This window comes from Klebsiella sp. KPN54798 (genome assembly GCF_021184225.1).
GTDB lineage: Bacteria > Pseudomonadota > Gammaproteobacteria > Enterobacterales > Enterobacteriaceae > Klebsiella > Klebsiella pneumoniae.
The window spans coordinates 218,261-245,143 of the sequence record NZ_CP089234.1; the positions used below are offsets into that span (position 1 = coordinate 218,261).

16 protein-coding genes, 1 tRNA gene and 3 pseudogenes are annotated in these 26,883 nt (G+C 58.8%); 16 read left to right on the top strand and 4 right to left on the bottom strand.

The features are described 5' to 3' along the window. Positions 1 to 24 precede the first annotated feature (24 nt). From eptB to LPQ25_RS01085, 3 genes are all read left to right on the top strand, one after another. The gene (gene eptB, locus LPQ25_RS01075) at positions 25 to 1,698 is read left to right on the top strand and encodes a kdo(2)-lipid A phosphoethanolamine 7''-transferase (RefSeq protein ID WP_004152427.1); all 1,674 of its coding nucleotides are present in this window, start codon (positions 25 to 27) and stop codon (positions 1,696 to 1,698) included. Positions 1,699 to 1,889: 191 nt separating this feature from the next. Beyond that, positions 1,890 to 3,284 (top strand): ankyrin repeat domain-containing protein, encoded by a 1,395-nt coding sequence (locus tag LPQ25_RS01080; protein ID WP_004188216.1) that lies wholly within the window; start codon positions 1,890 to 1,892, stop codon positions 3,282 to 3,284. A 119-nt stretch (positions 3,285 to 3,403) separates the two neighbouring features. Beyond that, a tRNA-Pro gene (locus LPQ25_RS01085) sits at positions 3,404 to 3,480 on the top strand. Between the two features lie 144 nt (positions 3,481 to 3,624). Here the strand turns inward: LPQ25_RS01085 and LPQ25_RS01090 are convergent. Then, positions 3,625 to 4,987 (bottom strand): annotated as a pseudogene (locus LPQ25_RS01090) (IS3-like element ISKpn1 family transposase). A 656-nt stretch (positions 4,988 to 5,643) separates the two neighbouring features. Here LPQ25_RS01090 and dppA point away from each other — a divergent pair. The 13 genes and pseudogenes from dppA to LPQ25_RS01155 all read left to right on the top strand — a co-directional run bounded on the left by dppA (position 5,644) and on the right by LPQ25_RS01155 (position 23,268). Next, positions 5,644 to 7,251: a dipeptide ABC transporter periplasmic-binding protein DppA gene (gene dppA / locus LPQ25_RS01095; protein WP_002921789.1), complete on the top strand. Its 1,608-nt coding sequence runs from the start codon at positions 5,644 to 5,646 to the stop codon at positions 7,249 to 7,251. A 134-nt stretch (positions 7,252 to 7,385) separates the two neighbouring features. Next, positions 7,386 to 8,405, top strand: coding sequence for a dipeptide ABC transporter permease DppB (dppB, locus tag LPQ25_RS01100; RefSeq protein ID WP_002921786.1), 1,020 nt, complete (start codon positions 7,386 to 7,388; stop codon positions 8,403 to 8,405). Between the two features lie 9 nt (positions 8,406 to 8,414). Next, positions 8,415 to 9,317: a dipeptide ABC transporter permease DppC gene (gene dppC / locus LPQ25_RS01105; protein WP_004145207.1), complete on the top strand. Its 903-nt coding sequence runs from the start codon at positions 8,415 to 8,417 to the stop codon at positions 9,315 to 9,317. Positions 9,318 to 9,327: 10 nt separating this feature from the next. Then, positions 9,328 to 10,311, top strand: a complete 984-nt coding sequence (dppD, locus tag LPQ25_RS01110; RefSeq protein WP_002921785.1) for a dipeptide ABC transporter ATP-binding protein — start codon at positions 9,328 to 9,330, stop codon at positions 10,309 to 10,311. Continuing rightward, positions 10,308 to 11,321, top strand: coding sequence for a dipeptide ABC transporter ATP-binding subunit DppF (gene dppF / locus LPQ25_RS01115; protein WP_002921784.1), 1,014 nt, complete (start codon positions 10,308 to 10,310; stop codon positions 11,319 to 11,321). The genes dppD and dppF overlap by 4 nt, the downstream gene beginning before the upstream one ends. Before the next feature lie 18 nt (positions 11,322 to 11,339). Further along, positions 11,340 to 11,519, top strand: a complete 180-nt coding sequence (locus LPQ25_RS01120) for a hypothetical protein (RefSeq protein WP_004145206.1) — start codon at positions 11,340 to 11,342, stop codon at positions 11,517 to 11,519. A gap of 317 nt (positions 11,520 to 11,836) precedes the next feature. After that, positions 11,837 to 12,376: a cellulose biosynthesis protein BcsO gene (locus LPQ25_RS01125; RefSeq protein WP_234599494.1), complete on the top strand. Its 540-nt coding sequence runs from the start codon at positions 11,837 to 11,839 to the stop codon at positions 12,374 to 12,376. Between the two features lies 1 nt (position 12,377). Further along, a pseudogene (locus tag LPQ25_RS01130) lies at positions 12,378 to 13,170 on the top strand (cellulose synthase operon protein YhjQ/BcsQ). Positions 13,171 to 13,189: 19 nt separating this feature from the next. After that, a pseudogene (gene bcsA, locus LPQ25_RS01135) lies at positions 13,190 to 15,298 on the top strand (UDP-forming cellulose synthase catalytic subunit). Next, positions 15,295 to 17,730, top strand: a complete 2,436-nt coding sequence (gene bcsB, locus LPQ25_RS01140) for a cellulose biosynthesis cyclic di-GMP-binding regulatory protein BcsB (RefSeq protein WP_004889350.1) — start codon at positions 15,295 to 15,297, stop codon at positions 17,728 to 17,730. The pseudogene bcsA and the gene bcsB overlap by 4 nt, the downstream one beginning before the upstream one ends. Then, entirely contained in the window at positions 17,727 to 21,779 is a 4,053-nt protein-coding gene (locus tag LPQ25_RS01145) for a cellulose biosynthesis protein BcsC (RefSeq protein ID WP_014906800.1), read from the top strand. Before bcsB ends, LPQ25_RS01145 begins: the two co-directional genes overlap by 4 nt. Further along, positions 21,779 to 22,255: a cellulose biosynthesis protein BcsD gene (bcsD, locus tag LPQ25_RS01150; RefSeq protein WP_002921529.1), complete on the top strand. Its 477-nt coding sequence runs from the start codon at positions 21,779 to 21,781 to the stop codon at positions 22,253 to 22,255. Before LPQ25_RS01145 ends, bcsD begins: the two co-directional genes overlap by 1 nt. Positions 22,256 to 22,266: 11 nt before the next feature. Next, on the top strand, positions 22,267 to 23,268 hold the full coding sequence (locus tag LPQ25_RS01155) for a glycosyl hydrolase family 8 (protein WP_002921526.1): 1,002 nt from the start codon (positions 22,267 to 22,269) through the stop codon (positions 23,266 to 23,268). A gap of 107 nt (positions 23,269 to 23,375) precedes the next feature. On the opposite strand, the gene bcsG is transcribed toward LPQ25_RS01155, so the two are convergent. The 3 genes from bcsG to bcsE are packed head-to-tail and all read right to left on the bottom strand — an operon-like array spanning position 23,376 to position 26,802. Further along, positions 23,376 to 25,055 (bottom strand): cellulose biosynthesis protein BcsG, encoded by a 1,680-nt coding sequence (gene bcsG / locus LPQ25_RS01160; RefSeq protein ID WP_004173944.1) that lies wholly within the window; start codon positions 25,053 to 25,055, stop codon positions 23,376 to 23,378. Then, positions 25,052 to 25,249, bottom strand: coding sequence for a cellulose biosynthesis protein BcsF (bcsF, locus tag LPQ25_RS01165; RefSeq protein ID WP_002921518.1), 198 nt, complete (start codon positions 25,247 to 25,249; stop codon positions 25,052 to 25,054). The genes bcsG and bcsF overlap by 4 nt, the downstream gene beginning before the upstream one ends. Beyond that, positions 25,249 to 26,802, bottom strand: coding sequence for a cellulose biosynthesis protein BcsE (bcsE, locus tag LPQ25_RS01170; RefSeq protein ID WP_014906802.1), 1,554 nt, complete (start codon positions 26,800 to 26,802; stop codon positions 25,249 to 25,251). The genes bcsF and bcsE overlap by 1 nt, the downstream gene beginning before the upstream one ends. Positions 26,803 to 26,883 lie beyond the last annotated feature (81 nt).

Here is a 26,883-nt window from a genome sequence, read left to right on the forward strand (position 1 = left end):
TCTTCTTTTTCCAGGTTTGCTTGCATGAAATATATTAGAACGATGACGCAGCAGAAGCTTAGTTTTTGGCTGGCGCTGTACATCGGCTGGTTTATGAACGTCGCCGTTTTTTTCCGGCGTTTCGATGGTTATGCTCAAGAGTTCACTTTCTGGAAAGGGCTTTCCGGTGTTGTTGAACTGGTTGCCACGGTATTTGTCACCTTCTTCCTGTTACGTCTTCTGTCGCTGTTCGGCCGCCGTATCTGGCGCATTCTGGCGACGCTGATTGTCCTGTTTTCCGCCGCGGCGAGTTACTACATGACGTTCCTCAATGTGGTGATTGGCTACGGGATTATCGCTTCGGTGATGACCACCGATATCGACCTGTCGAAAGAGGTCATCGGCTGGCACCTGATCCTCTGGCTGGTGGCGGTGAGCGCGCCGCCGTTGCTGTTCATCTGGAGCAACCGCTGCCGCCATACGCTGCTGCGCCAGCTGCGCACCCCGGGCCAGCGGGTTAAAAACGTGCTGATCGTGGTGCTGGCCGGACTGATTGTCTGGGGACCCATCCGCCTGCTAGAGCTGCGCCAGCATGATGTGGAGCGCCATTCGGAAGTGGATATGCCGAGCTATGGTGGGGTGATCGCCAACTCTTACCTGCCGTCGAACTGGTTGTCGGCGCTGGGTCTGTATGCCTGGGCGCAGGTGGATGAATCCTCAGACAACAAATCGCTGATTAACCCGGCGAAGAAGTTCACCTACGTCGCGCCGGAAGGTCTGGATGATACCTACGTGGTGTTTATCATTGGCGAAACGACCCGCTGGGACCATATGGGCATCCTCGGCTATAGCCGCAATACCACGCCAGAGCTGGAGAAAGAGAAGAATCTCGTCGCCTTCCGCGGTTACTCGTGCGATACCGCTACCAAACTGTCGTTACGCTGCATGTTTGTGCGCGAGGGCGGGGCGGAAGATAACCCACAGCGGACGCTCAAAGAGCAGAATGTCTTTGCCGTGCTGCATCAGCTGGGCTTCAGCGGCAATCTGTACGCCATGCAGAGCGAGATGTGGTTCTACAGCAACACGATGGCCAACAATATCGCCTACCGCGAGCAGATTGGCGCCGAGCCGCGCAACCGCGGTAAGAGCGTTGACGATATGCTGCTGGTGGATGAGATGAAGCGCGGTATGGCGCAGGGCAACGCCTCCGGTAAGCATCTGATCATTCTCCACACCAAAGGCTCCCACTTTAACTACACCCAACGCTACCCGCGCAGCTTCGCCCAGTGGAAACCGGAGTGCGTCGGCGTCGACAACAAGTGCTCGAAAGCGGAACTGATCAATTCCTACGACAATAGCGTGACCTATGTCGATCACTTTATCGTCAGCGTCCTCGACCAGCTGCGGGATAAGAAAGCGATTGTGTTCTATGCCGCCGACCACGGGGAGTCGATTAACGAGCGTGAACACCTGCACGGTACGCCGCGCAAGATGGCGCCGCCGGAGCAGTTCCGCGTGCCGATGATGGTGTGGATGTCGGATAAGTACCTGGAAAATCCCGATCACGCCGCCGCGTTTGCCCATCTGCAGCAGCAGGCTGCGATGAAGGTGCCGCGCCGTCACGTCGAGCTGTACGACACCATTATGGGCTGCCTCGGCTATACCTCGCCGGATGGCGGGATCAATGAGAACAACAACTGGTGCCGGTGGAAAAAGTAAGGCCCGATAGTTTTCAGATTCTCGGGTCTGTTTTCCTTTCCTGAGCCCAGGATAAGCTAATCCCTCGCCGGCTGACGCCGCGCGAGGGATTTTTTTCGCACAGTGGACGTGTCTGGCAGGTGACCTCTTCTTCTTTGATTACCCCTGCTTCCTCGCTTCCCCTGTGCATGAACTTTTCATGGAGAGAAAGGATGAAGGTGATAAAGGGGCTGGTCCTACTGTGCCTGATGATGCTCGCGGGCTGCCAGTCTGAGGAAGAGACCAGCCAGTTCCTGCTGGCCTGTAAATACGATGCGCCAGCGACGATCGCAGCCATGCTGGATAACGGCATTGATGTGGATGGTCAGGATAAAACCGGCTTAAGCGGCCTGATGGTCGCTGCTGCGGAAAATCGTCGCGATGTGGTGGAATTGCTGCTTAAGCGTCGGGCGAAGCCGAACCTCCAGACGCGCCAGGGCGTCACGGCGCTAATGCTGGCGGCGGCGCGTGGCAGCGATACCGCGATTATCGGCGATCTTCTCCAGGCGGGAGCGTCGGTGAATCAGACCTCCATCGACAAGAGTACGGCATTGATGTCCGCCATCTCCGACGGCGGGGACGTCAGAAACGACTATCAGCATATTCTGGCGATGAAAAAGCCCGATGCGCCTGTCGAAGAGGAGAGTACGCTGGACAAGATAGTTGGCGCAACGGCGGCGAAATCGCTGGCGACGGGCAATCGCGCGCTGATGACTGAAGACATGGCGTTACAACTGGCGCCCGGCGCGTTTAAGAAGAACGTCGACGAGATCGTGGCGCTGCTCCTCAAGCACGGCGCGGACGTGAAGGCCGTCAACGCGTCCGGGGAATCGGCCTTTTTCCTCGCTGTCGATCACGCGCGATCGGCGGAAACCATCACGACGTTGGCCAACGCCGGGGCGGACACCAGCCTGGCGGATAAATCCGGCACCACACCGCTGATGCTGGCGGCGGCGGGGGATGATCCCGATCTGGTGCTGGCGCTGTCGGCCTCCGGGGTGGAAGTGGATAAGCCGAACCGTGAAGGACTCACGGCGCTGCAGGTGGCGGCGGGTCAGGGGGCGCCTGCGGTGATCGCGGCGCTGGTGCAGCGCGGCGCAAAGGTGGACCAGCTTTCCGCCAACGATCTCAGCCCGCTGATGCTGGCGGTCAAAATGAATAATAAAGCCAATGTCGAGGCGCTGCTTGCGGCTGGCGCCAGCGTCAACCTCAGCAATAAGGCCGGCTATACGGCGATTGGCTACAGCCGGGCCGGCGAGGTTCGCCAGCTGCTGCTGGCACAGCATGCCGAGCTGAAGGGGCAGGCCGCGCATATGGCGCAAAGCGAACTGCAGTTTTGTGCTAATGCCTTTGCCGACAAGCTGGCATACAGCGATATCGCCCGGGCGGTGAATAACGATACCCGCCCGGATATTATGCGTCATCAGCAATCCTGCCCGGAGCTGGGGGAGCTGACGATGCTACTGGGAGAGTTTACATTCACCCCGGCGGGCGCAACCTATCTCGGCGAGCCGGTGACATGTAAGGTATCCGAATATCGCAAAACGTTTGAGGTGAACTGCCGCTAAAAACGTTGAGCAACCGGCGATTCGCTGCTCAGGCTGCTGAGTTTCTCGCCGGTTGAGCAATTTTTTGAAAATAAGGCATTGACGGGTAGGCATCCCAGCAGTAAGATGCGCCCCGCATTCGGTGATTGGCGCAGCCTGGTAGCGCACTTCGTTCGGGACGAAGGGGTCGGAGGTTCGAATCCTCTATCACCGACCAAATTCGAAAAGCCTGCTCAATGAGCAGGCTTTTTTGCATCTGGGGCCTGTGAGGATGAGAACCTCCGGGGGCAGGAGGTTCGACTCGCGTTTCGTAGGCCCGCGCAAGCGCATGGACTGACCCCATAAAGTTGGATGGTTCATATTAAGCGGCTCTCAGAGCCTGGGTTCGGTACTCTACCGGACTCAGGCCTTTTAATTTCAGGCTTATCCGCTCGTTGTTGTAGTAATGGATATAGTCCTCTACGGCTTTTCTTAGCGCACTGACACTCCTGAACTCCCTCAGATAAAAACACTCCGATTTCAGGGTCCCGAAGAAGTTTTCCATCACTGCATTATCCAGGCAGTTTCCTTTACGCGACATACTCTGCGTCATCCCATGCGCCTTTAAACGTTCCTGATAGCTCCTCATCCTGTAATGCCAGCCCTGATCCGAGTGCAGCAGCGGAGCATCTCCCGGTCTGAGCTTCGGGAACGCACCGTCCAGCATCGTATTCACCATCTCCATCACCGGCCTTTCCGACAGGCTGTAGGCGATAACCTCCCGGTTAAACAGATCGAGAACTGACGACAGGTAAAGCTTTTTTCCCTGTACCGGGAACTCTGTCACATCTGTTACCCATTTTTCGTTGGCTTTTGACGCACCGAAGTTCCGGCTCAGGATATTGGGCGCGGCCTCGCCCGTTCTCCCTTTCCAGGCACGATATTTTTTCGCCCTTATCACAGACCGGAGTGACAGTTCTGCCATCAGCCGCTGCACTGTTTTATGGTTTATCCGCAGCCCCTGTTTTCTCAGTGCGAGCGTGATCCTGCGGTAGCCATAACGACCTTTGTGATAGTGGTATATCTTCCTGATGTTCTCTTTAAGACCCGCATACCTGTCCCCTTGCTTCAGTGCATTCATATTGTAATACCACGTGCTACGGGACATACCGGCCGCCCGCAGAAGGTCCCGCAGAGCGTGTTCATGCCTTAGTTCACTGATTATCAGGGCTTTTTGCCATTTTTTTCGCTCTGAACCAAGGCTTTCAACTTTTTTAGATAGGCATTCTCTGCCCGCAGATAACGCAGTTCGGCCCTGAGCTCTTCGGGGAGAGTTTTTCCAGCTCTTTATCTGTCAGTGGTGGGATATTTTTTGGCTTTGTCATTTGTCCGGGCCGTCCGCATTGCATGTTTAAAAGACCTTCCGCTCCGGCATCGTTGTACACGTCGAGCCAGCGCCGGACAAGTATTTCTGCGGAGAGATTAAACCGGGCAGCCGCTTCACGCATCGTCAGGCGGTCACTGATAACCGCCCGGACGACCACGAGTTTAAATTCATCGGAATAATGATTATTTTTTGCAGTCAGGCCTTCTGCACCGTGGAACTGCCATGCCCTGACCCAGCGACGGACAGATGTTCTTTCAATACCAAAAAGGTCGGCTGTACTCTGTTCTCCGTCTTTACCGGACAAATAATGATTAACCACAGCCAGTTTTGTTTCAGGGGAATACTTTGGTTTAGCCATAAAATTGCACCTTACTCAGTTGGGTGTCCAACTTTTGGGGTGCAGTCCAGCAGCGCCGCCGGGCATCATCAGTGCACAACTGGCCAAAAATACCACCAAAATCACAATAAACGTCTTTACTCAGGTTTTCAGCCGGCTATTCGCTATTTTGTGACATCTTCCATTGCATTTTTTTATCGATGAACAGATCTTTTTTCGCGAAGCTTATGGCTGAATGCAGCATTTTCCGCTGTGCGTTTTAACGTTCACGCTATTAATCGCTCACATATTGGTCACACAGCAAGAAATTTTTCTCATTTGCTGGCATTGTTTCCCACTGGGTGTTGCAAATTAATAAGGTCTTTATTCTGCTGAATTGCCAGTAGCATAAATTTCTCTGCTGAAAATAGCGTCCTGAAGTTTTTTTAATCTTTGCCTGCCGTTTCTCACGCTGGATGTAAAACCCGGCTGGCTGTATTGACGTTTCCCCATTCTGTTGACAGATTGTAGGGCATGAGGGGCATTTCATGGAGAATCCGTACTGCAACTCAGTCGTTTTTGCGAAAGGAATCCCCATCTCTCTCTACGCCTTCGGGCACCACCGACCGGACCGGGTAAAAAATAAATAAAGGTCCGGCGGATATATGCAAACAACATCACAATTTTGGAGCAGAATAATGAGTATTTCCTTGAAGAAATCAGGGATGCTGAAGCTTGGTCTGAGCCTGGTCGCCATGACCGTCGCCGCCAGCGTGCAAGCGAAAACCCTGGTTTATTGTTCTGAAGGCTCGCCGGAAGGATTTAACCCACAGCTCTTCACCTCTGGCACCACCTATGATGCCAGCTCCGTACCGATCTATAACCGCCTGGTCGAATTTAAAACCGGTACGACGGAAGTTATTCCAGGACTTGCTGAGAAATGGGAAGTCAGTGCGGATGGCAAAACCTATACTTTCCACCTCCGTCAGGGTGTGAAGTGGCAGGATAATAAAGACTTTAAACCAACCCGTGACCTGAACGCCGATGACGTGGTGTTCTCCTTCGATCGCCAGAAGAATACTAATAACCCGTACCATAAAGTTTCAGGCGGCAGCTATGAATACTTTGAAGGGATGGGCTTACCGGACCTGATTAGCGAAGTGAAGAAAGTGGACGATAATACCGTCCAGTTCGTCCTGACCCGTCCGGAAGCGCCGTTCCTCGCTGATCTGGCCATGGACTTCGCCTCCATTCTTTCGAAAGAGTATGCTGACAACATGCTGAAAGCCGGCACGCCGGAAAAAGTGGATCTCAATCCTATCGGTACCGGCCCATTCCAGCTGCTGCAATACCAGAAAGATTCCCGCATTCTGTATAAAGCCTTCCCGGGCTACTGGGGTACCAAGCCGAAGATCGATCGTCTGGTCTTCTCCATCACCCCGGACGCTTCCGTGCGCTATGCCAAGCTGCAGAAAAACGAGTGCCAGGTGATGCCGTACCCGAACCCGGCGGACATCGCGCGCATGAAGGAAGATAAGAACATTACCCTGCTGGAACAGCCGGGTCTGAACGTTGGTTATCTCTCCTTTAACACCGAGAAGAAACCGCTGGACGACGTCAAAGTACGTCAGGCGCTGACCTACGCGGTCAACAAAGAAGCGATCATCAAAGCGGTTTACCAGGGCGCAGGCCAGGCGGCGAAGAACCTGATCCCGCCGACCATGTGGGGCTATAACGACGACGTTAAGGACTACACCTACGATCCGGAGAAGGCGAAGCAGCTGCTGAAAGAAGCGGGCCTGGAAAAAGGCTTCACCATCGATCTGTGGGCGATGCCGGTACAGCGTCCGTACAACCCGAACGCCCGCCGCATGGCGGAGATGATTCAGGCTGACTGGGCCAAGATTGGCGTCCAGGCCAAGATCGTCACCTACGAGTGGGGCGAGTATCTGAAGCGGGCGAAAGCGGGCGAGCACCAGAGCGTGATGATGGGCTGGACCGGCGACAACGGGGATCCGGATAACTTCTTCGCGACCCTGTTCAGCTGCGCCGCGGCGAAAGACGGCTCCAACTACTCGCGCTGGTGCTATAAGCCGTTTGAAGATCTTATTCAGCCGGCCCGCGCTACCGACGACCACAACAAGCGTATTGAACTGTACAAACAGGCTCAGGTAGTGATGCATGACCAGGCTCCGGCGCTGATCATTGCTCACTCCACCGTCTATGAGCCGGTGCGTAAAGAAGTCAAAGGCTATGTGGTGGACCCGCTGGGCAAACACCACTTCGATAACGTCTCTGTCGAATAATAAGCACGATGCCTGACCCCCTCTCCCCGCGTGGGAGAGGCGGGGGGCGTATTCCCGCTATTCCGGGGAATGCTTTTGTGAGCAATACAGACGCCCTGTCGCCAGGCGGGGCGTCACTAGAGAGAATCCGGGTTATGTTGCAGTTTATTCTCCGACGTCTGGGACTAGTCATCCCGACATTTATCGGTATCACCCTTCTCACCTTTGCCTTCGTCCATATGATCCCCGGCGATCCGGTGATGATTATGGCGGGCGAACGTGGTATTTCCCCCGAACGTCACGCGCAGCTGCTGGCCGAAATGGGCCTTGATAAGCCGCTGTGGCAGCAATATGCCCACTATATCTGGGGCGTGCTGCACGGCGATTTAGGCATCTCGCTGAAAAGCCGCATTCCCGTGTGGCAGGAGTTTGTCCCACGCTTTAAAGCCACCCTTGAGCTGGGCGTCTGCGCGATGATCTTCGCCGTCGCCGTCGGCATTCCGGTGGGCGTGCTGGCTGCGGTAAAACGCGGCTCCATCTTTGACCACACCGCGGTGGGCCTGGCGCTGACCGGCTACTCAATGCCTATCTTCTGGTGGGGCATGATGCTGATTATGCTGGTTTCGGTGCAGCTAAACCTGACGCCGGTCTCCGGGCGCATCAGCGATACGGTGTTCCTTGACGATACCCTGCCGCTGACCGGCTTTATGCTGATCGACACCGCCATCTGGGGCGAGCAGGGCGACTTTATTGACGCCTTAATGCATATGATCCTGCCCGCTATCGTGCTGGGCACCATCCCGCTGGCGGTGATCGTGCGTATGACCCGTTCGTCGATGCTGGAAGTGCTTGGCGAAGACTATATCCGTACCGCGCGCGCCAAAGGCCTGACCCGGATGCGGGTGATCGTGATCCACGCGCTGCGTAACGCGATGCTGCCGGTGGTCACGGTGATTGGTCTGCAGGTGGGCACCCTGCTGGCGGGCGCCATCCTGACGGAAACCATTTTCTCATGGCCTGGTTTAGGTCGCTGGCTGATCGACGCGCTGCAGCGTCGCGATTATCCGGTGGTGCAGGGCGGGGTGCTGCTGGTGGCGACGATGATTATCCTCGTTAACCTGCTGGTCGACCTGCTGTACGGCGTGGTGAACCCGCGTATCCGGCATAAGAAGTAAGGGGCCATCATGTCACAAGTTACTGAAAATAAAGTTATCGCTGCGCCGGTACCCATGACTCCGCTGCAGGAGTTCTGGCACTATTTCAAACGCAACAAAGGGGCGGTCGTCGGGCTGGTATACGTGGTGGTGATGATCGTCATCGCGGTATTCGCCAACTTCCTCGCCCCCTATAACCCGGCGGATCAGTTCCGTGATTCGCTGCTGGCGCCGCCGTTCTGGCAGGACGGCGGCAGCATGGCGCATCTGCTCGGCACCGACGACGTGGGCCGCGATATTCTGTCGCGCCTGATGTACGGCGCCCGCCTGTCGCTGCTGGTGGGCTGCCTGGTGGTGGTCCTGTCGCTGATCCTCGGCGTGGTGCTCGGCCTGGTGGCGGGCTATTTCGGCGGAGTGGTGGACTCAATCATCATGCGCGTCGTCGATATTATGCTGGCGCTGCCGAGTCTGCTGCTGGCGCTGGTGCTGGTGGCAATCTTCGGGCCCTCCATCGTCAACGCCTCGCTGGCGCTAACCTTCGTGGCGCTCCCGCACTATGTGCGTCTCACGCGCGCCGCGGTGCTGGTGGAGGTCAACCGTGACTACGTGACCGCCTCCCGCGTAGCGGGCGCCGGCGCGATGCGCCAGATGTTCGTTAATATTCTGCCTAACTGTCTCGCGCCGCTGATCGTTCAGGCGTCGCTGGGCTTTTCCAACGCCATTCTCGACATGGCAGCGCTGGGGTTCCTCGGCATGGGCGCGCAGCCGCCGACGCCGGAGTGGGGCACCATGCTTTCCGACGTGTTGCAGTTCGCGCAGAGCGCCTGGTGGGTAGTCACCTTCCCGGGCGTGGCGATCCTGCTGACGGTGCTGGCATTTAACCTGATGGGTGACGGTCTGCGTGACGCGCTCGATCCCAAACTGAAGCAGTAAGAGGTTCGAGATGGCGTTATTGAATGTAGATAAATTATCGGTGCATTTCGGCGATGAAAACGCGCCGTTCCGCGCCGTAGACCGCATCAGCTATAGCGTGAAGCAGGGTGAAGTGGTCGGTATCGTCGGAGAGTCCGGCTCCGGTAAATCTGTCAGCTCGCTGGCGATTATGGGGCTGATTGACTATCCCGGCCGGGTGATGGCGGACAAACTGGAATTTAACGGCCGCGATCTGCAGCGCATCTCTGAAAAAGAGCGGCGCCAGCTGGTGGGGGCGGAAGTGGCGATGATCTTCCAGGATCCAATGACCAGCCTCAACCCGTGCTTTACCGTCGGCTACCAGATTATGGAAGCGATTAAGGTCCATCAGGGTGGTAATAAGCAAACCCGCCGCCAGCGGGCCATCGACCTGCTGAACCTGGTGGGCATTCCCGATCCGGCCTCGCGGCTGGACGTCTATCCGCATCAGCTTTCCGGCGGCATGAGCCAGCGCGTGATGATCGCGATGGCGATTGCCTGTCGGCCAAAACTACTGATTGCCGATGAACCGACCACCGCGCTGGACGTGACCATTCAGGCGCAAATCATTGAGCTACTGCTGGATCTGCAGCAGCAGGAGAATATGGCGCTGGTGCTGATCACCCACGACCTGGCGCTGGTGGCGGAAGCCGCGCATAAAATTATCGTTATGTACGCGGGTCAGGTGGTGGAGACCGGTGACGCGAAAGATATCTTCCGCGCGCCGCGCCATCCTTATACCCAGGCGCTGCTGCGCGCGCTGCCGGAATTCGCCCAGGATAAAGCGCGTCTGGCCTCGCTGCCGGGCGTGGTGCCGGGGAAATATGACCGTCCCAACGGCTGCCTGCTTAATCCGCGCTGCCCCTATGCCACGGATAAATGCCGTAGCGAAGAGCCGGCGCTCGCGGATCTGACCGGCGGCCGCCAGTCTAAATGTCACTACCCACTCGATGATGCCGGGAGGCCTGGATTATGAGTACGCAAAAGGCCGCCACGCCACAACCGCTGTTGCAGGCCATTGATCTGAAAAAACACTATCCGGTGAAGAAGGGGTTATTCGCCCCGGAACGGCTGGTGAAGGCGCTGGACGGCGTCTCCTTTACCCTTGAGCGCGGTAAAACGCTGGCGGTAGTGGGGGAGTCGGGCTGCGGCAAATCGACCCTCGGTCGTCTGCTGACGATGATTGAGATCCCCACCGGCGGCGAGCTCTATTATCAGGGGCAGGATCTGCTTAAGCACGACCCGCAGGCGCAGAAGCTGCGGCGGCAAAAAATCCAGATTGTGTTCCAGAACCCGTATGGTTCGCTGAACCCGCGTAAAAAAGTGGGGCAGATTCTGGAGGAGCCGCTGCTGATTAACAGCAGCCTGAGCAAAGAGCAGCGGCGTGAAAAAGCGCTGGCGATGATGGCGAAAGTGGGCCTGAAAACCGAGCATTACGATCGCTACCCGCATATGTTCTCCGGCGGTCAGCGTCAGCGTATCGCTATTGCTCGCGGGCTAATGCTGGATCCAGATGTGGTGATTGCCGATGAGCCGGTCTCCGCGCTGGACGTTTCGGTACGCGCTCAGGTGCTGAACCTGATGATGGATCTGCAGCAGGATTTAGGGCTGTCCTACGTGTTTATCTCCCACGACCTGTCGGTCGTCGAGCACATCGCCGATGAAGTGATGGTGATGTATCTCGGCCGCTGCGTGGAGAAGGGCACCAAAGACCAGATCTTCAACAATCCGCGTCATCCGTACACCCAGGCGCTGCTGTCGGCGACGCCGCGTCTGAACCCAGACGACCGGCGCGAGCGGATCAAGCTGACCGGCGAACTGCCGAGCCCGCTAAATCCGCCACCGGGCTGCGCCTTTAACGCGCGCTGTCGCCGTCGCTTTGGCCCCTGCACTCAGCTCCAGCCGCAGCTGAAGGATTACGGCGGCCAGCTGGTGGCCTGCTTTGCCGTCGACCAGGATGAGAATCCGCAAAAGTCCCACGCCTGATGGCGCGCTCCCGGTCCCATGGCCGGGAGCTTCTCTCCCGCCGTGGATAAAACCTGGCGCTTACGCATATTGCCGCAGTTTATGTCACGCTCTCAGAGCATTCTTCGTAGATTATCCGAAAAAATAAGCCTTTCAGTCCATTTTTATAGAATTAAAGAGAAATTAAAATGGTTCAGGTTTATTCTTTCGCTGATCTGACGCTATGATTTCATCATGACCTAATACTTTTATATAAAAACGACTGGGAAGCGTGGTGATTGCGGGAGGTTAAGGATGTACGCATACCTAAAAAATGGGGCTACCCTTCTGCAAGGGAAATGTTAGTGTAGCGATACTTCTGCCGTGGAATCATCCCGAAAATCAAATTCTAAACTATTATAACCCTGTCAATCGTGTGTATTGGTACGTCACCATCGGCGCGTTATCTGGCATCCCAGAAGCGTCACGATATTTTTAATATACCCAGAAAATAACAACAAACTTAATATGAAATTTTTAAAATCATGAGGTTATCAATGAACCATTATGATGATCTGCAGCGCTTTCAAGAAAAAACGCGGACGCAAAACCTCAACTTTCAGGATCTTTCTTCGCAAGCCGCCACGCGGGAACACGGCGACTTGGCGATCCTCAATCAGCTAAATCCCGGCGCCGAGAAAACCTCTTCTCTGGCGCTGGGAGGCTCGGTCTCCGCGCCGTTGCCGCAGTCGGTGCCCGCGGATCTGTTCCGCCAGGTAGAGGCGGCCGTAGCAGCGGCGCCAACCTCTGATCCTGTTGTGTCTGCCGCTTCGGCCGCGCCTGCTACTTCCCAGCCGGTCGTGGAGACCGCCGCAGCCGCACCGGAGCCGGTCAGGCAGGAGCCTGCGCCGACCCCTGCGCCTTCAATTCCGGCGTCGGAACCGGCCATGGCGCCGCCGCCGAGAATGGCCCCCCGACCCGCGCCCGCCGCTGAGAACTATGCCCACCTGTTCGCCGCGAAAAGCGCGGAGCCGGTGGCGAAAAATAAAGACCAGCCTTTGAAATCACTTCTGGAAAGGATCGCGACATGCCGTTGATTTGCGTCTGTTCACCGAAAGGCGGCGTAGGGAAAACGACCCTGGCGGCCAATTTAGCCTATTCGCTGGCGCGGACGGGCAGCAAAGTTCTGGCGCTGGATTTTGATGTCCAGAACGCGCTGCGTTTGCATTTTGGCGTACCGCTGAACGATGAGCGGGGCTATGTGGCGAAGGCGCTGGAGCTGCACGACTGGAGCCAGTGCGTGTTGAGCGCCGGCAGTAATATTTTCGTCCTGCCATATGGCGAAGTGAGCGAGGCGCAGCGTCAGGCGTTTGATGAGCAACTGACCCATAATGACCATTTCCTCCAGCGCGGTCTGTCCGCGCTGCTTAATTATCCCGGGCTTATCACCATCGCCGATATGCCCCCTGGACCTTCGCCCGCGCTAAAGGCGCTGACGGGGCTGGCGGACCTGCATCTTATCCCGCTGCTGGCGGATACCGCCTCGATGTCGACCCTGGCGCACGTAGAAAAGCAGCGCCTGACCGGCGCGGCGCTGAATCATAAGCACGGGCACTATTTCGTCATTAACCAAAGCGATAGCCGTCGCCAGGTCAGCCGGGACGTCACCAGCCTGATGGAAGAGAAACTGGGCGAGCGACTGCTTGGCGTGATCCATCGTGATGAAAGCGTGGTGGAGGCCAATGCCTCGCAGAAGTCGATCCTGGACTTTAACGCTTCCTCGGCAGCGGCCTTCGATATTGAAATCATGGCTAAAAAAATATCTTCGCTGTTGGGTATTCATATTGGCGATGGCACGGTGCACAGCCAGCCACGCATGTCAGGGCGTTAACTTTTTGCAGGGCTGCTGAATGAAAAAATCTCTTTTTTGGTTGCTGGCGCTGGTGCTGTCACCCGTCGCCGTGCTGGTGGTGATCACGCCGATGGACAGCCAAAAGCAGTATATTTTTGGTCTGTTAAGTATCGGTATTCTCTTTCTGATGGGCTTCAGCAAGCGCCGCAGCGTATCGGTCATTATGGTCGTCACGTCGCTGCTGATGTCCACCCGTTACATGTATTTTCGCCTCACGCAGACCCTGCACTTCAACTCGTCCATTGAAGCTATTCTCGGCATGGGACTCTTTCTGGCGGAAGTCTATATCTGGGTGATGCTACTGCTTAACTATCTGCAGACGGTCTGGCCGCTGAAGCGCGGCATTGTTCCGCTGCCGGATGATATGAGTAAGTGGCCGACGGTCGATATCTATATTCCGAGCTATAACGAACCGCTGGAGGTGGTGCGCGATACCGTCCTGGCGGCACAATGCATTGATTATCCAAAAGATAAAATGAAAATCTATCTTCTGGATGACGGTAAGCGCAGCGAGTTTGCCGTGTTCGCCGCCGACGTTGGGGTGGGCTATATCACCCGCAATGACAACAAGCACGCCAAAGCGGGGAACCTTAACCATGCGCTGACCCTGACTCAGGGGGAGCTTATCTGCGTTTTCGACTGCGACCACGTCGCCACGCGCGTGTTCCTGCAGGCCACCGTCGGCGGCTTCCTGAAAGACCCGATGCTGGCTCTGGTGCAGACGCCGCACTACTTCTATTCCCCGGATCCATTTGAACGTAACCTCTCCGTCGGACGCAACATTCCCAACGAAGGGATGTTGTTCTATGGCCCGATTCAGCAGGGGAACGACAACTGGAACGCCACCTTTTTCTGCGGCTCCTGCGCGGTGATCCGTCGCGAGGCGCTGGCGCAGATCGGCGGTTTCGCCGTCGAAACGGTGACCGAAGATGCTCATACGGCGCTGAAGTTTCAGCGTCTGGGGTGGAAGTCGGCCTTTCTCGATATCCCACTGGCCGCAGGCCTCGCTACTGAACGCCTGGTGGTGCACGTCATCCAGCGTACCCGCTGGGCGCGCGGGATGACGCAGATTTTCCGCGTCGATAATCCGCTGTTTGGCCGCGGGCTGACTTTTCAGCAGCGCTTGTGCTATCTCAGCGCCATGCTCTACTACCAGTTCGCGCTGCCCAGGGTGGTGTTTGTCACCGCCCCGCTGGCTTACCTGCTGTTTAACCTCAATATTATTTACTCGTCGGCGAGCCTGATCGTCTCCTATGCCCTGCCGCACCTGTTCCTCGCTATTTACGTCGGTTCGCGAATGAACGGCCGCTATCGCTACAGCTTCTGGGGGGAAATTTACGATATTGTGCTGGCCTTCCACCTGGTGCTGCCGACCCTGGTGACGATGATTTTCCCTAAACGCGGCAAGTTCAACGTCACCGATAAGGGGGGCTGCTTGACGTCGGCTACTTCGATTTCACCGTGGTGCGCCCGCACCTGGTGGTGGCCTGCCTGCTGGCCCTGGGGTGGTGGTCGGCATCGTCCGGGCGATTGGCCATGACTATTTTGGCTCGGATCCCAACGTTATCGCCCTCAACGTCGGGTGGGGATCTACAGTCTGATCTTCCTGCTGGCGGCGATTGCCGTGGCGCGCGAAACGCGGCAGGTGCGAAAAACCATTCGTATCGATGTCGATATTCCGGTGGTGATCCATTACGCCAGCGGCATCGTCTCGCGCAGCCATACCGCGGACCTGTCGATGGGCGGCTGCCGCGTGGTCGCGCCTGATAATCGCCATCTGGAGGATGACATCGAAGAGATTGAGCTGATCCTGCAGTCCGGGGCTATCTCGATTCCGGCCCAGCTGGTCACCTCTGACGAGCGCTTCCTGCGCCTCAAGTTTGATGAAGATATTCCGCTTTCGCGCCGCCGTGAACTGGTGCGCGTGGTGCTGGCCCGCGCGGATGCGTGGATTAATCCGCCGCGCCCGCAGGATAACCCGTTCCGCTCCTTCTTCACCATTTTACGCTGCGTGTTCGAACTGTTCTGGCTGACGTGGAAAACCCGTCGCAGCCAGCGCAATCGGGCAACAGTGGCGAAAACGGCGCAGGAGGATGGGACGTTATGAAGCGATTAACCACGCTGGCGCTGCTGGCAGGGATGCTCTCTGCGCCTGCGCTACACAGTGAAGAACCGGGCTCCGGCTCCGCTGCCCCGCTGAGCTTCCCGCAGCTCAACGACGCGGCGGACAGCGAGCCAGGCGACGAACCTCCGGCTGCCTCGCCGGAGGAGGGCGCCTCTCCGGCAGCCCCCGCCACCGCCGGCGATGCGGCGGCGACGGCCCCTGCGCCGGTTATGCCGGACTTACCCCCGCCGGTGAGCGGCACGGCCGCGCCGGAGGTCATTCCTGTCGCTCCGGTCTGGGGAGGCGATCTGAATCTGGCGCAGATGGGGATGCCGGACGGGATTATCCTCAGCGGCGGCCAGCGACAGGGTGGGGTCAGCTTTACCCTGCCTGCCGATCAGGTGGTGATCCATTCGCAGCTCAGCCTTGCCGTTCGCGTATCGCCGGAGATGGCGAGCCGCAACGCCACCCTGCAGCTGATGCTCAACGGTCAACCGCTCGGCACGCTGCCGCTGGGCGCCGATGGCGAGGATGTCTCCCATTATCAGCTGGATATTCCGCCCGCGCTGATGGTCTCCAGCAATAACCTGAGCGTGAAGATCAACGATGGCGATACCCTGCAGTGCCAGCGTGACATTCATGATACGTCGCGGGTGACGGTGCTGCCCACGTCGCATTTCAGCTGGGAAAGCCAGCAGCTGAACATCAGCGACGACCTGAGCCACTTCCCGCGGCCCTTCTTTGACAGCATGCAGATGACCCCGGCGGACATTGCGGTCGCCTATGGGGCCAAGCCGTCGGCGGACGTCTTCAGCGCCGCGGCGCTGATCTCCTCCTGGCTGGGTATCCAGGCGGACTATCGCGGCATCGCCTTCAGCGCTCTGCGCGACCGTCTGCCGGAACGCCACGGCATCGTGATTGGCCATCCGGGGGAGCAGGTGGGCGGCATGATGCTGCCGGAAACCGATAAGCCGCTGCTGCGCATCATCGCCAACCCCGCCAATCCGGCCTATAAACTGCTGCTGATTGTCGGCAAAAACGATACGGCGCTGCGCATGGCCGCCTGGCGGTTAACCCGCGGCAACTTTGCGCCGCAAACCGCGACGCTGGATGTCGAACCGCAGACCATCCCGGTTGGCAAAGCATATGATGCCCCGCGCTGGATCCCCACCGATCGTCCGGTCAAGCTCAGCGAGCTGCTGCGTAAGGATCAAAGCCCGACCGTCAGCGGCGTCTGGCACGAACCTTTACGTATCGCCTTCCGCGCCGCGCCCGATCTCTATCTGTGGGATGGGGAGACCATTCCGCTACAGGTTGGCTACCGCTTCCCGTCGGAAAGCTGGATTAATGAGGACAAGTCCTTGCTGAGCGTAACGCTCAACGGCACCTTCCTCAACAACCTGCCGATGAACAAGCAGGGGCCGCTGGAGAAAGTCTGGCGCTACCTCGGGGGCGATGCGCGCCAGGAGCGCTTTACCATCCCGCTGGCGCCCTACCTGATTTACGGCGATAACCAGCTGTCGATGTACTTCAATGTGGTGCCAAAGGACGATGTTCCGTGTTCGGTGCTGCTGAATAACAATATCAAGAGCCGGATCACTGACGACTCCTGGATCGATTTGAGCAAGACGCGTCACTTCTCGCTGTTGCCCAATCTCTCCTACTTTGTCGGCGCCTCGTTCCCCTTCTCGCGGCTGGCGGACTATTCGCAGACGACCCTTCTGCTGCCGGCGGACCCGTCTGAAACCCAGGTGGCGACCCTGCTGAATCTGGCGGCACGCTCCGGGAACGCGACCGGCACCGCGCTGGCGAATAACCGCGTCGTGCTCGGGATGCCCACCGGCGGGGGGGATTTGCAGTCGCTGCGTGAACGTGACGTGCTGGCGGTCACCGCTCTCGATCAGCAGGCCTTTAACCAGAGCCTGCTGGCCGACTCACCCTACCGCCCGGTAGATAATGTGCTGAGCGTCCGCGAGCCAGACCTGTGGCAAAAAGTCCAGCGCCGGCTCACCGGCGACTGGACTTCCGCCAGCCTCGACGCCGATCGCTACTTTTCGTCGAGCAGCGCCTGGCGCGGGTTCATCAGCTATCGCTCGCCGTGGAATTCCACCCGCCTGGTGGTGGTGGCGCTGGCCAGCAATGATGACCAGCTGGCGCGACTGAAGACCGATCTGGACTCGCCGCGCATTAACGCCGGGATCCGCGGCGATACCGCGGTGATCACCAGCGATAACGGGGTGCGCAGCTTCCAGGTGAGTACGCCGTTCCCCAGCGGTCAGATGCCGTGGTACATGATGGCGGTCTGGTATGCCAGCCAGCACTCAGGTTTCCTGGCGGTGCTGGGGCTGATTGCCACCTCGATAATGGGACTGGCGCTGACCGCGATGTTTAAACGTCACGCCCGTAAGCGTCTGGGTTCGGGGGATAACCAATGAAAAGAAAAATAATAATAACGATGAAAAACACCCGTCGGCTCACCACGTTCTGCCTCACCGGCGCGTTGACTCTCGCTGCCTCGGGCGGCGCGCTGGCGTCGGGGAACGACGCGGCGCTACAGGCGCTGTTCGCTCAGGCCAACTACTGGCATGAGAAATCTCATGACGAGCTGGCGATGGAGTCCCTGCAGAAGGTGCTCTCGGTGGATGCCAACAACACCCAGGCGCTGTATCTGATGGCGCTCTGGTCGCAGCAGGGCGGCGATATGCAGGCGGCGGCGCAGTGGCGCGCGCGGCTGGCGAAAGCGGCCCCTGACAGCCCGGGACTACAGGATCTGGACAACGCCAAAAAGATGTCGCAGGTGCCGCAGGGCCAGCTCAACCTGGCCCGCCAGCAGGCGCGCGGAGGCAATATCCCCGGGGCGCTGGCGACCTGGCGCAGTATGTTCAATGGCAATACGCCGCCTGCCGGGCTGGCGGCGGAATATTACCTGACCATGGCCAGCGACAAATCGCTCTATCCGCAGGCTATCAGCGAGCTGCGCCAGTACGTGGCGCAGCATCCGCAGGAGAACGCCCCGCGGGTGGCGTTGGGCAAAGCGTTAACCTGGCGGGAAGAGACTCGCCGGGAAGGGATCGCCCTGCTCGAGCCGATGGCCAGCGGCAATAAAGAGGCGGACAGCGGCTTGCGCCAGGCGCTGCTCTGGCTGGGCCCGCAGGCCGGGGATGAGCAGTATTACGACACCTGGATGCAGCGGCATCCCCAGGACAGCGAAGTTCAGAATTACTTTCGCGAACGGCGCAGCGGTCAGGCGCGCGGCCAGGGCTACGCCAATCTCAACAGCGGCAATACCGCCGCCGCGAAACAGCAGTTTGAAGAGGTATTGCAGACCAACCCCCAGGATGCCGATGCGCTGGCGGGCATGGGCTATATCGCCCAGCGCAGCGGCGACTACCAGGCCGCGTCGCAGTATTTGAGCCGGGCCGCGGACCTCGGCGGCGACGCCTCGGCGACCCGTCGTCAGCAGGCGGCCGATGCACTGTTCTACGGCCAGCTGGCGCAGGCCCAGCAGGCCTATAAGCAGGGCAATATCAGCCAGGCGCTGGCGCTCTCCGCGCCGTTGGCGCAGCAGAGCGGGGCGCAGGGCGCCTCGGCGAAGCTGTTCCGCGCCGATGTGCTGCGGCACAACAAAGATTTGCCCCAGGCGGAGCAAACGCTGCGCTCACTGTTAAATGACGATCCGCAGAACGCGGCGGCGCGGGAAAACCTCTATTACGTGCTGCGCGAGCAGAATAAATCCGCCGAGGCGCAGGCGATGCTGCAGACGCTCCCGCAGAGCCTGCGGCAAAAACTGCAGCCGCGGGTGGTGGCCGGTATGCCGGGCGATGCCCTGCGCCGTCAGGCCCAGGCGCAGGTCAGCGGCGGTAACCCAGCCGGCGCCATTGCCACCCTGCGCGAAGGCGTCGCCCGCTATCCGGACGATCCCTGGCTGCGCCTCGACCTGGCCCGGCTGCTGCAAAAATCGGGTAACGGCAGCGAGGCCTCTTCGCTGATGTCGGCGGCCTATCGCCCCGGCGCCAGCAACAGTGCGCTGTATGCCGCCGCCCTGTTTGCCAGCGAAAACGGCGCCTGGCAGCAGGCGCAGACGCTGCTGGCGCGCATTCCCGGCGGCAGCCAGACCAGCGACATGCGCGATTTGCGCCAGCGGGTGAACTACAACCTGCAGTTGGTGACGGCCGAAAACTACCTGGCGCAGGGCAATACCATCGCCGCCAGCAATACCCTGCGGGCGATGGCCTCCACGCCGCCAAAAGCCCCGGCGGACGCCGGCAAGCTGGCGCGTCTGCTGGCCGAGAGCGGCGACCTGACCACCGCGGTCTCGCTGGTGCGCAACAATATCAGCAGCGGCGTATCCGGCAATGCCGGGGATTACGCCGATCAGATCGCTGTCCTGAATCAGGCCGGGCTGACCGGCGAGGCGCAGAACCTGATCAGCAATCCGCAGCTGCAGGCCAGCAGTACGCCGACGCAGCTGGCGAGCATTCGCAATGGCTATGTGATCAACGAAGCCGACCGCCTGCGCGAGCAGGGCAATTACGCTGCGGCGTATGACAAGCTGATCCGCGCTATGCAAAGCGATCCGCAAAATACCGATCTGATGTTCGCCATGGCGCGGCTGTACCAGAGCGGCAAAATGAACAAAGAGGCCGGGGTGGTCTATGACTACCTGATGACGCGCGATACGCCGAACCAGGATGCGCGCGCCGGGGCCATCGACGTGGCGCTGTCGGCGGGGAACAACGATCGCGCTGAACAGCTGGCCGGCGGTTTGCGCCAGGATAACTCCCCGGATCGCCTGCTGCTGCTGGCGAGAGTGGCGGAGGCCCAGGGACATCATCAGCAGGCGATGACCTATCTGCGCAGCGCCCGCGGCAAACTGCTGGGCATGCAAAGCACCAACAGTAGCGAAACGCCGACCGTCGGCGGGGTGCTGGCGGCGGATAACCCCTTTATCGGCGTGTCGCAAACGTCGGCGCCGACGCGGACGGCCTCCGCCTACGGGCAGTACATGCCGTGGCAGGTTGCCCAGTCGGCCGCCGCGCCTGGTTCCACGCTGCCGGGGATCCAGCGCACCGATCTGCCGGTGGACACCGCCCAGACGCGGATGCTGCGTCAGGTGGACACCATGATGGAGTCGCTGCAGGAGAAAACCGGCAGCTGGCTGCAGGGGGGAATGGACGTGCGTGGACGCGACGGCGAATCGGGCACCAGCAAGCTGACGGAGCTCCGGACGCCGCTGACCTGGTCATCCTCGCCGTTTGGCGACTCGCGCTTTGACTTTACCGTCACCCCGGTGTCGTTGAACGCCGGGACCGCCAGCGGCGACGCCTGGCGTCGCTACGGCGCCAACCCGCTGGCTAACGCGGTCTCCAACATGGTGAGTACCGCCACCAGCGAGCAGGCGGCGATCGCCTCGATGACCGAGGCGGAGCGGACGGCCTATTTCGCCAGCAATCCAGGTGCCGAGGCGTTAAGCGGCCTCGGCACCCTGAACGCGGCAGATTTCAATCCGACCACCAGCAGCGGGATGGAAAACCTGGCGAAGCTCGGGAGCTATGATGCGGGGCAGGTGGCCAGCTATCTCTCTTCGTCCAGCCGCAAGCCGAACGTTGACCAGACCAGCGGCTCGACCGATTCGCAGAAGGCCAATGGCGTCGAACTGGCGCTGGCGTTAAGCGGTGACGATTACCGGGTCGATATCGGCAGCACGCCGTTGGGCCAGGATCTTAATACCGTAGTCGGCGGGGTGAAATGGTCGCCCAAGCTGACCAACTATCTGTCGCTGATCCTCACCGGCGAACGCCGCTCGCTAACCGACAGCCTGCTTTCCTACGTGGGTCTGAAAGACGCCTATTCCGGGAAAACCTGGGGGCAGGTGACGAAAAACGGCGGCACCCTGCAGCTGAGCTATGACGACGGCGACGCGGGCTTCTATGTCGGCGGCGGTGGATACAGCTATCTGGGGCAGAACGTCGCCAGCAACACCAGTATCAACGCCAATGCCGGGGTCTATCTTCGTCCCTACCATGACGAATACCGCCAGCTGCAGGCCGGGTTGAGCATGAGCTATATGGATTACTCCAAAAACCTCAGCTACTTCACCTATGGTCAGGGGGGCTACTTTAGTCCGCAAAACTACGTCAGCGTATCGCTGCCGGTCAGTCTAACGGAGAAATATGATAACTGGACCATGAAGCTCGGCGGCTCGGTGGGCTATCAGTCTTACAGTCAGGATAAGAGCGCCTATTTCCCGACCAATTCGGAGTGGCAGCAGACCCTGGAGACGGCGGTGAGCAATGGGTTTGCCAAGGAAGCCTACTACTCCGCGACCTCGAAGAGCGGCATAGGGTATACCCTGCGCGCCGGGGCGGATTACAAGGTCAACAAACAAATGACCCTGGGGGGCCAGATTGGCTATGACACCTTCGGGGATTATAACGAAAGCACCGCCGGGCTCTATATTCGCTATATGTTAGGAGAACATTGATGATGACGGAGAACAATAACCCGGTGGTGATGACCTGGTTTCAGCAGCAGCAGACGCCTGCCGGATGGTTCGATCTGTTGATTATTATGATCGAAGGTATGCTAAATAATGCCGGCGAGCTGGAAAGCCAGCCCTTCCTGCGTCAGATGGGCGCCTCGCTGGCGGAGACCCATCCGCTGCCGGCGTCGGAGACGGTGGGGGATCTGGAGGCCAATATCAACCGGTTGCTGACTCATTTTCACTGGGGCGTGGTGACCATCGATGTCGGTGAGGACGGCCTGCGCCTGCGCCATCAGGCGTTGCCGGTCAGCCGCGACGAAGCGGGGCGCGTGCGCTGGTGCAACGCGTTCTGTGCCATACTCGAGGGGTTATATTCTCGCTGGCTGCAGAGTCAGGGAGGCAGTGCCCACGTGATACTGCAGCGTGAGCGGGTGTTCTCCGTCTCTGACGTTCAGTTTCTCTACTACCATCCATAAAGAGTGAATTTATGCCCCTGCGTGCTTTAGTGGCGGTGATAGTGACAACGGTAGTGATGCTGGTGCCCAGGGCGTGGGCGGATACGGCCTGGGAGCGCTATAAGGCCCGTTTTATGATGCCGGATGGTCGTATCATTGATACCGCCAATGGCAATGTGTCGCATACGGAAGGTCAGGGCTTCGCCATGCTCCTGGCGGTGGCGAATAACGATCGTCCGGCGTTCGACAAGCTGTGGCAGTGGACGGACAACACCCTGCGCAACAAGTCTAACGGGTTGTTTTACTGGCGCTATAACCCGGTGGCGCCGGACCCTATCGCCGATAAAAACAACGCCTCCGATGGCGATACCCTGATCGCCTGGGCGCTGCTGCGCGCGCAAAAGCAGTGGCAGGATAAGCGCTATGCGATTGCCTCTGACGCCATCACCGCCGCCCTGCTGAAGTCTACGGTGGTGACTTTCGCCGGTCGCCAGGTAATGCTCCCGGGTGTGAAAGGGTTCAACCTCAATGATCACCTGAACCTTAACCCTTCCTATTTCATCTTCCCGGCCTGGCGCGCCTTCGCGGAGCGGACGCATCTCACCGCCTGGCGGACATTGCAGAGCGACGGACAGGCGCTGCTGGGGCAGATGGGCTGGGGGAAATCACATCTACCCAGCGACTGGGTGGCGCTGCGGGCGGATGGCAAGATGCTGCCAGCCAAAGAGTGGCCGCCGCGGATGAGTTTCGATGCGATCCGTATCCCGCTGTATCTCTCGTGGGCCGATCCGCACAGCGCCTTGCTCGCGCCCTGGAAGGCCTGGATGCAGAGTTACCCGCGCCTGCAAACCCCGGCGTGGATCAACGTCAGCACCAACGAGGTGGCTCCCTGGTATATGGCCGGCGGCCTGCTGGCGGTGCGCGATCTGACGCTGGGTGAACCGCAGGAGGCGCCGCAGATTGACGACAAGGATGATTATTACTCTGCCAGCCTCAAGCTGTTGGTCTGGCTGGCGAAACAGGATCAGCGCTAAATACGGTGATTGATTTGCCGCCTTCCCCGCCCGTATGCCTGCGGGCTGAGAAGGTAGAATGGGAACGTCTCACGATGTAAGGCCGCCAACATAGGCGGCCTTGTCGCTTATTGCGGATAAGGCACCCAGCTACCGCCATTCAGCTGGACATAAGGCTTGCCCTGATACTGGATGACGATGGCGTTGGCGTTCTCGGACACCGCCGCGCTCTGCGGCAGGTTGGCGACATACTGCTGCCAGTTGACGCTGTCCTCGCTGAACATTTTGCCGTCGAGGGCGCGCACCACCAGCTCCGACACCGCCAGATAACTGCTGGGCTGATCGATGATAATCGGCGCCCCTTCATGCGGCGCCTTCATGCCGAAGAATTTCACCGCCGTCGGGACGTTAGTGATCGACGGGCTTGGAATATCGCGCAGGCCAGATACCTGCATCTTATCGCCCTTCAGCGCGCCGCCGTGTTCCGGCACCACCACCACCATCACTTTCCGCCCCGATTTCTCCAGCTCGGTGAAGAAGTTATCCAGGTCATCAAACAGCTTCTGCGCCCGCACTTTGTAGTCTGCGGTTTTGCTTTGTCCCGGGAAGTGGTTGCCGTCATGCAGCGGCAGGGTGTTATAGAAGGTGGCGTTCCGCGGATTGCTGCTGGCCTCTTCGGTCTTCAGCCAGCGGTTGAGGACCGCCAGATCCTCATACACCGGGGAGCCGTCAAACGCCTGCAGGCTGACCGGCAGGCCGGTCTGGTCCATCAGCGGACTCTGCATACCGCCCAGCGAACGCAGCTCTTTCAGGAAGTCGCCGAACAGACCGTTATGGCCGAGCATCAGCTGCTGGTTGAAGCCGAGCTTTGCCAGGTTTTCAAACAGGTAGCAGTCGGCGCCGGACGGCTGATACAGATTAGTATGCGACAGCTGGCCGCAGCTGGCGCGCAGCAGGCGCACCGCCGCCGGGCCGCTGTAGGAGGTCGCGGAGTTAAAGTTTTTGAAGACAATATCAAAGTGCTTCCATAGCGGATGATCCATCAGACCGGCGGCTTCAATATCCGACCAGGAGAGGGAGCAGATGTTGATCACCAGCAGGTCAAACGGCTGCGCATCCGCCGGCAGCTGGTCCGGGAACGGCGTCTTGCGCTTCTGCTCGGCGGCATAGAAAGCGTTCAGCCAGTTGGTCAGGTTGGCTGAGGTCGGCGGCTCGGTCTGCGGCGGAATATCGCTGTTGGCGGGGCTGGACGCGGCGCCAGCGGCGGCGTTGGCCCCGGTATTGGCCTGTGCGGTCGTGGCGGCGGCCGTGGTGGGCTGACCGGAGGGCCATAGGGTAAAGGCCGGCAGCAGCGGGCTGACCGCCAGCCAGACGACCATTGCCGAGACAAACACGGTGACGCGCAGCCACTGGCTGATAAACAACCATAGCACCAGCAAAACAAAGAAGGCGCCAACCATGCTCCAGTTGATAAAGCGGACAATCAGATCCCAGATATAGCTGGCGCTGAAGCCGGCGATTTGCGACCCCTGGCTAAAAATCGACTCTGGCCCGGGCAGCCAGGTATCGTGCCAGAACAGCGCGAATCCCAGCGGAATAGCGATCCAGTGGCGGATACGGTGTAGCTTTTCGCGCGGGATCGGCACCAGCAGAAAGGCGAGAAATACCAGGTTCAGCATCGGATGGAAATTGAGATACCCGGCCCACAGCAGGGCAAACTTGACCAGAAAGTAGAAGTTCCAGCCGCCAAGGCCGCGCCAGTACTGCCAGAGCGGAAGCGGTGCCGCGGTCGTTTTTTTATTTGTCATTTGTTCGCTTTGCCTTGCTTAACCGTTGTTCCCCGGCGTAATACCCCTGCCGGTTTCACGTAACGGGGTTTAAAGAACATCAGTCTTAACGTCGTGCGGATCCGGCGCTGATAGTGGCGCGTCAGGTAGCCCAGCGGAAAAAATAGCAGGGCGCAGAGCACCACCAGTTGCAGAATATCGGCGAGAGACATCATCAGGCTTGCTCCTCGCGGGTGGTTAACCGGTGTGGTTCGGGGTAGCGTCGCCAGTGGCGTCCATCGTGGGTGGCGTTAATGGTCTCGTTTTTACCGACTGAGAGAGGCAGCGGCGTGTTCCAGCGCGCCGGCTCGACGCCGCGCATGATTACGATTTCCGAGAGGATTTGCTTGTCTTCAAACCACACCATACGGTTAGAAAAAATATCGCCGGTCGGCAGCGGGAAAATGTGGTTTAGCGCGGTATCGAGGTCATTGATCCGGCAAAACGACAAAAACAGCACCAGCCGGTTATTGCCGATGGTCATGATGTCGCCCATCCGGTTAGGTTTGCATAACGTCAGCGCCTGTTCAACGCGCAGCCCCGGCGCCGGGCGCAGGGCCACCATCACGCCTTTGCTGTCGGGTGGAAGCAGGGTATTGGTCATCACGTTGTGCACCGCTTCGCAGAAGGCATCCCACTTCTGGTAGCCGCGCAGCTTTAACGGCTGGCTCCAGGTCAGCAGGGTGGCAAAATCTTCCGGGATATGGCGGGAGAACTTTTGGTTCTGTACGCTTTCGATTAGCGTCAGGCAGCGGGAGAGCGATGCGCTGCTGGGGATCACCAGGCTGGCGCCGCTGCTGAGCAGTAGCCGCTCATCGGTCGCGCGCAGGCTCGGGGTTTGTTCACGGACGATGATTTTCAGCGCCGTACCGCGCTGGCGACGCAGGGTATGAATATAGCGGCCCAGCTGTTCAATTTGCGTATTTTGGGTAATGGAGAAGAGGATCGTCGCCGCTTGCGCGGTGCGCCCGGCGTTGAAGACCTCGTCGTTGGTGTCAAACAGCGTCCAGTATTCCGACAGCGGCGGGGCGCCTTCCAGCACGCGCACATGGCTGAGGATCGCTTTTTCGTCGCTGCGCGGCTGCACGCTGGTTTCAGCGTCCTGCGCTAATCGCCAGCCGGCGTCATCATGTTGCACCATCAGCTGCTGTTGGGCGCTGATACCCTTATCGCTTCCCCACCAGGCAATATCAAAGATATGCCGGTCGCCCTGGTAACGAATACTTGCCAGTCCGGAAAGGGAGCGGTACTCACGTAATAAGGGAGTCAGCTGCCGATCGATATCCTGCGCGGAATTGATCGCTAAGAACGCGCAACGGTGATATTGCGCCCAGCGGCTGGTCTTTTCTACCCAGGCGCATAACTTTTCATTATTTATATTTTGCCAGGCATTTTCAGCGCATAGCAGAATAAACAAATAATTGCCAGGTTCGAGGGAGCAGACTAAATCGCGGTGTATTTCCTCCAGCGCCTGCGGGCGATTCGGCAGGGTGAACAGCGCGATATTATCCGGACCGTGAATATGATCTAATGAAATGATATCCTTGGGTTTGTTTCCCATAACCAGCGCGGCAACGTGGCTGTTTTTCGCCTGCGCGGCCAGTGTCTGATTAAACAGGCTGACGGCATCGGCATAACGGTCGACGTTGAGCCACCATACTCCGCCGACCGGCATATGGCACACTTCATCCCATAATGATGAAATACCCAAAGTAAATACATTATCCACGGCATCCCTCGTGCGCCCTGATTGACACTGAATAAGTTTACTAGCGAAACCGACAGAGTAAACCTAACATTGAAATTAAAG

Excerpts from the sequence above, each read along its gene's own strand:
- eptB (WP_004152427.1), top strand. The coding sequence starts at position 25 with ATGAAATATATTAGAACGATGACGCAGCAGAAGCTTAGTTTTTGGCTG.
- LPQ25_RS01080 (WP_004188216.1), top strand. The coding sequence starts at position 1,890 with ATGAAGGTGATAAAGGGGCTGGTCCTACTGTGCCTGATGATGCTCGCG.
- dppA (WP_002921789.1), top strand. The coding sequence starts at position 5,644 with ATGAGTATTTCCTTGAAGAAATCAGGGATGCTGAAGCTTGGTCTGAGC.
- dppB (WP_002921786.1), top strand. The coding sequence starts at position 7,386 with ATGTTGCAGTTTATTCTCCGACGTCTGGGACTAGTCATCCCGACATTT.
- dppC (WP_004145207.1), top strand. The coding sequence starts at position 8,415 with ATGTCACAAGTTACTGAAAATAAAGTTATCGCTGCGCCGGTACCCATG.
- dppD (WP_002921785.1), top strand. The coding sequence starts at position 9,328 with ATGGCGTTATTGAATGTAGATAAATTATCGGTGCATTTCGGCGATGAA.
- dppF (WP_002921784.1), top strand. The coding sequence starts at position 10,308 with ATGAGTACGCAAAAGGCCGCCACGCCACAACCGCTGTTGCAGGCCATT.
- LPQ25_RS01120 (WP_004145206.1), top strand. The coding sequence starts at position 11,340 with ATGGCCGGGAGCTTCTCTCCCGCCGTGGATAAAACCTGGCGCTTACGC.
- LPQ25_RS01125 (WP_234599494.1), top strand. The coding sequence starts at position 11,837 with ATGAACCATTATGATGATCTGCAGCGCTTTCAAGAAAAAACGCGGACG.
- bcsB (WP_004889350.1), top strand. The coding sequence starts at position 15,295 with ATGAAGCGATTAACCACGCTGGCGCTGCTGGCAGGGATGCTCTCTGCG.
- LPQ25_RS01145 (WP_014906800.1), top strand. The coding sequence starts at position 17,727 with ATGAAAAGAAAAATAATAATAACGATGAAAAACACCCGTCGGCTCACC.
- bcsD (WP_002921529.1), top strand. The coding sequence starts at position 21,779 with ATGATGACGGAGAACAATAACCCGGTGGTGATGACCTGGTTTCAGCAG.
- LPQ25_RS01155 (WP_002921526.1), top strand. The coding sequence starts at position 22,267 with ATGCCCCTGCGTGCTTTAGTGGCGGTGATAGTGACAACGGTAGTGATG.
- bcsG (WP_004173944.1), bottom strand. The coding sequence starts at position 25,055 with ATGACAAATAAAAAAACGACCGCGGCACCGCTTCCGCTCTGGCAGTAC.
- bcsF (WP_002921518.1), bottom strand. The coding sequence starts at position 25,249 with ATGATGTCTCTCGCCGATATTCTGCAACTGGTGGTGCTCTGCGCCCTG.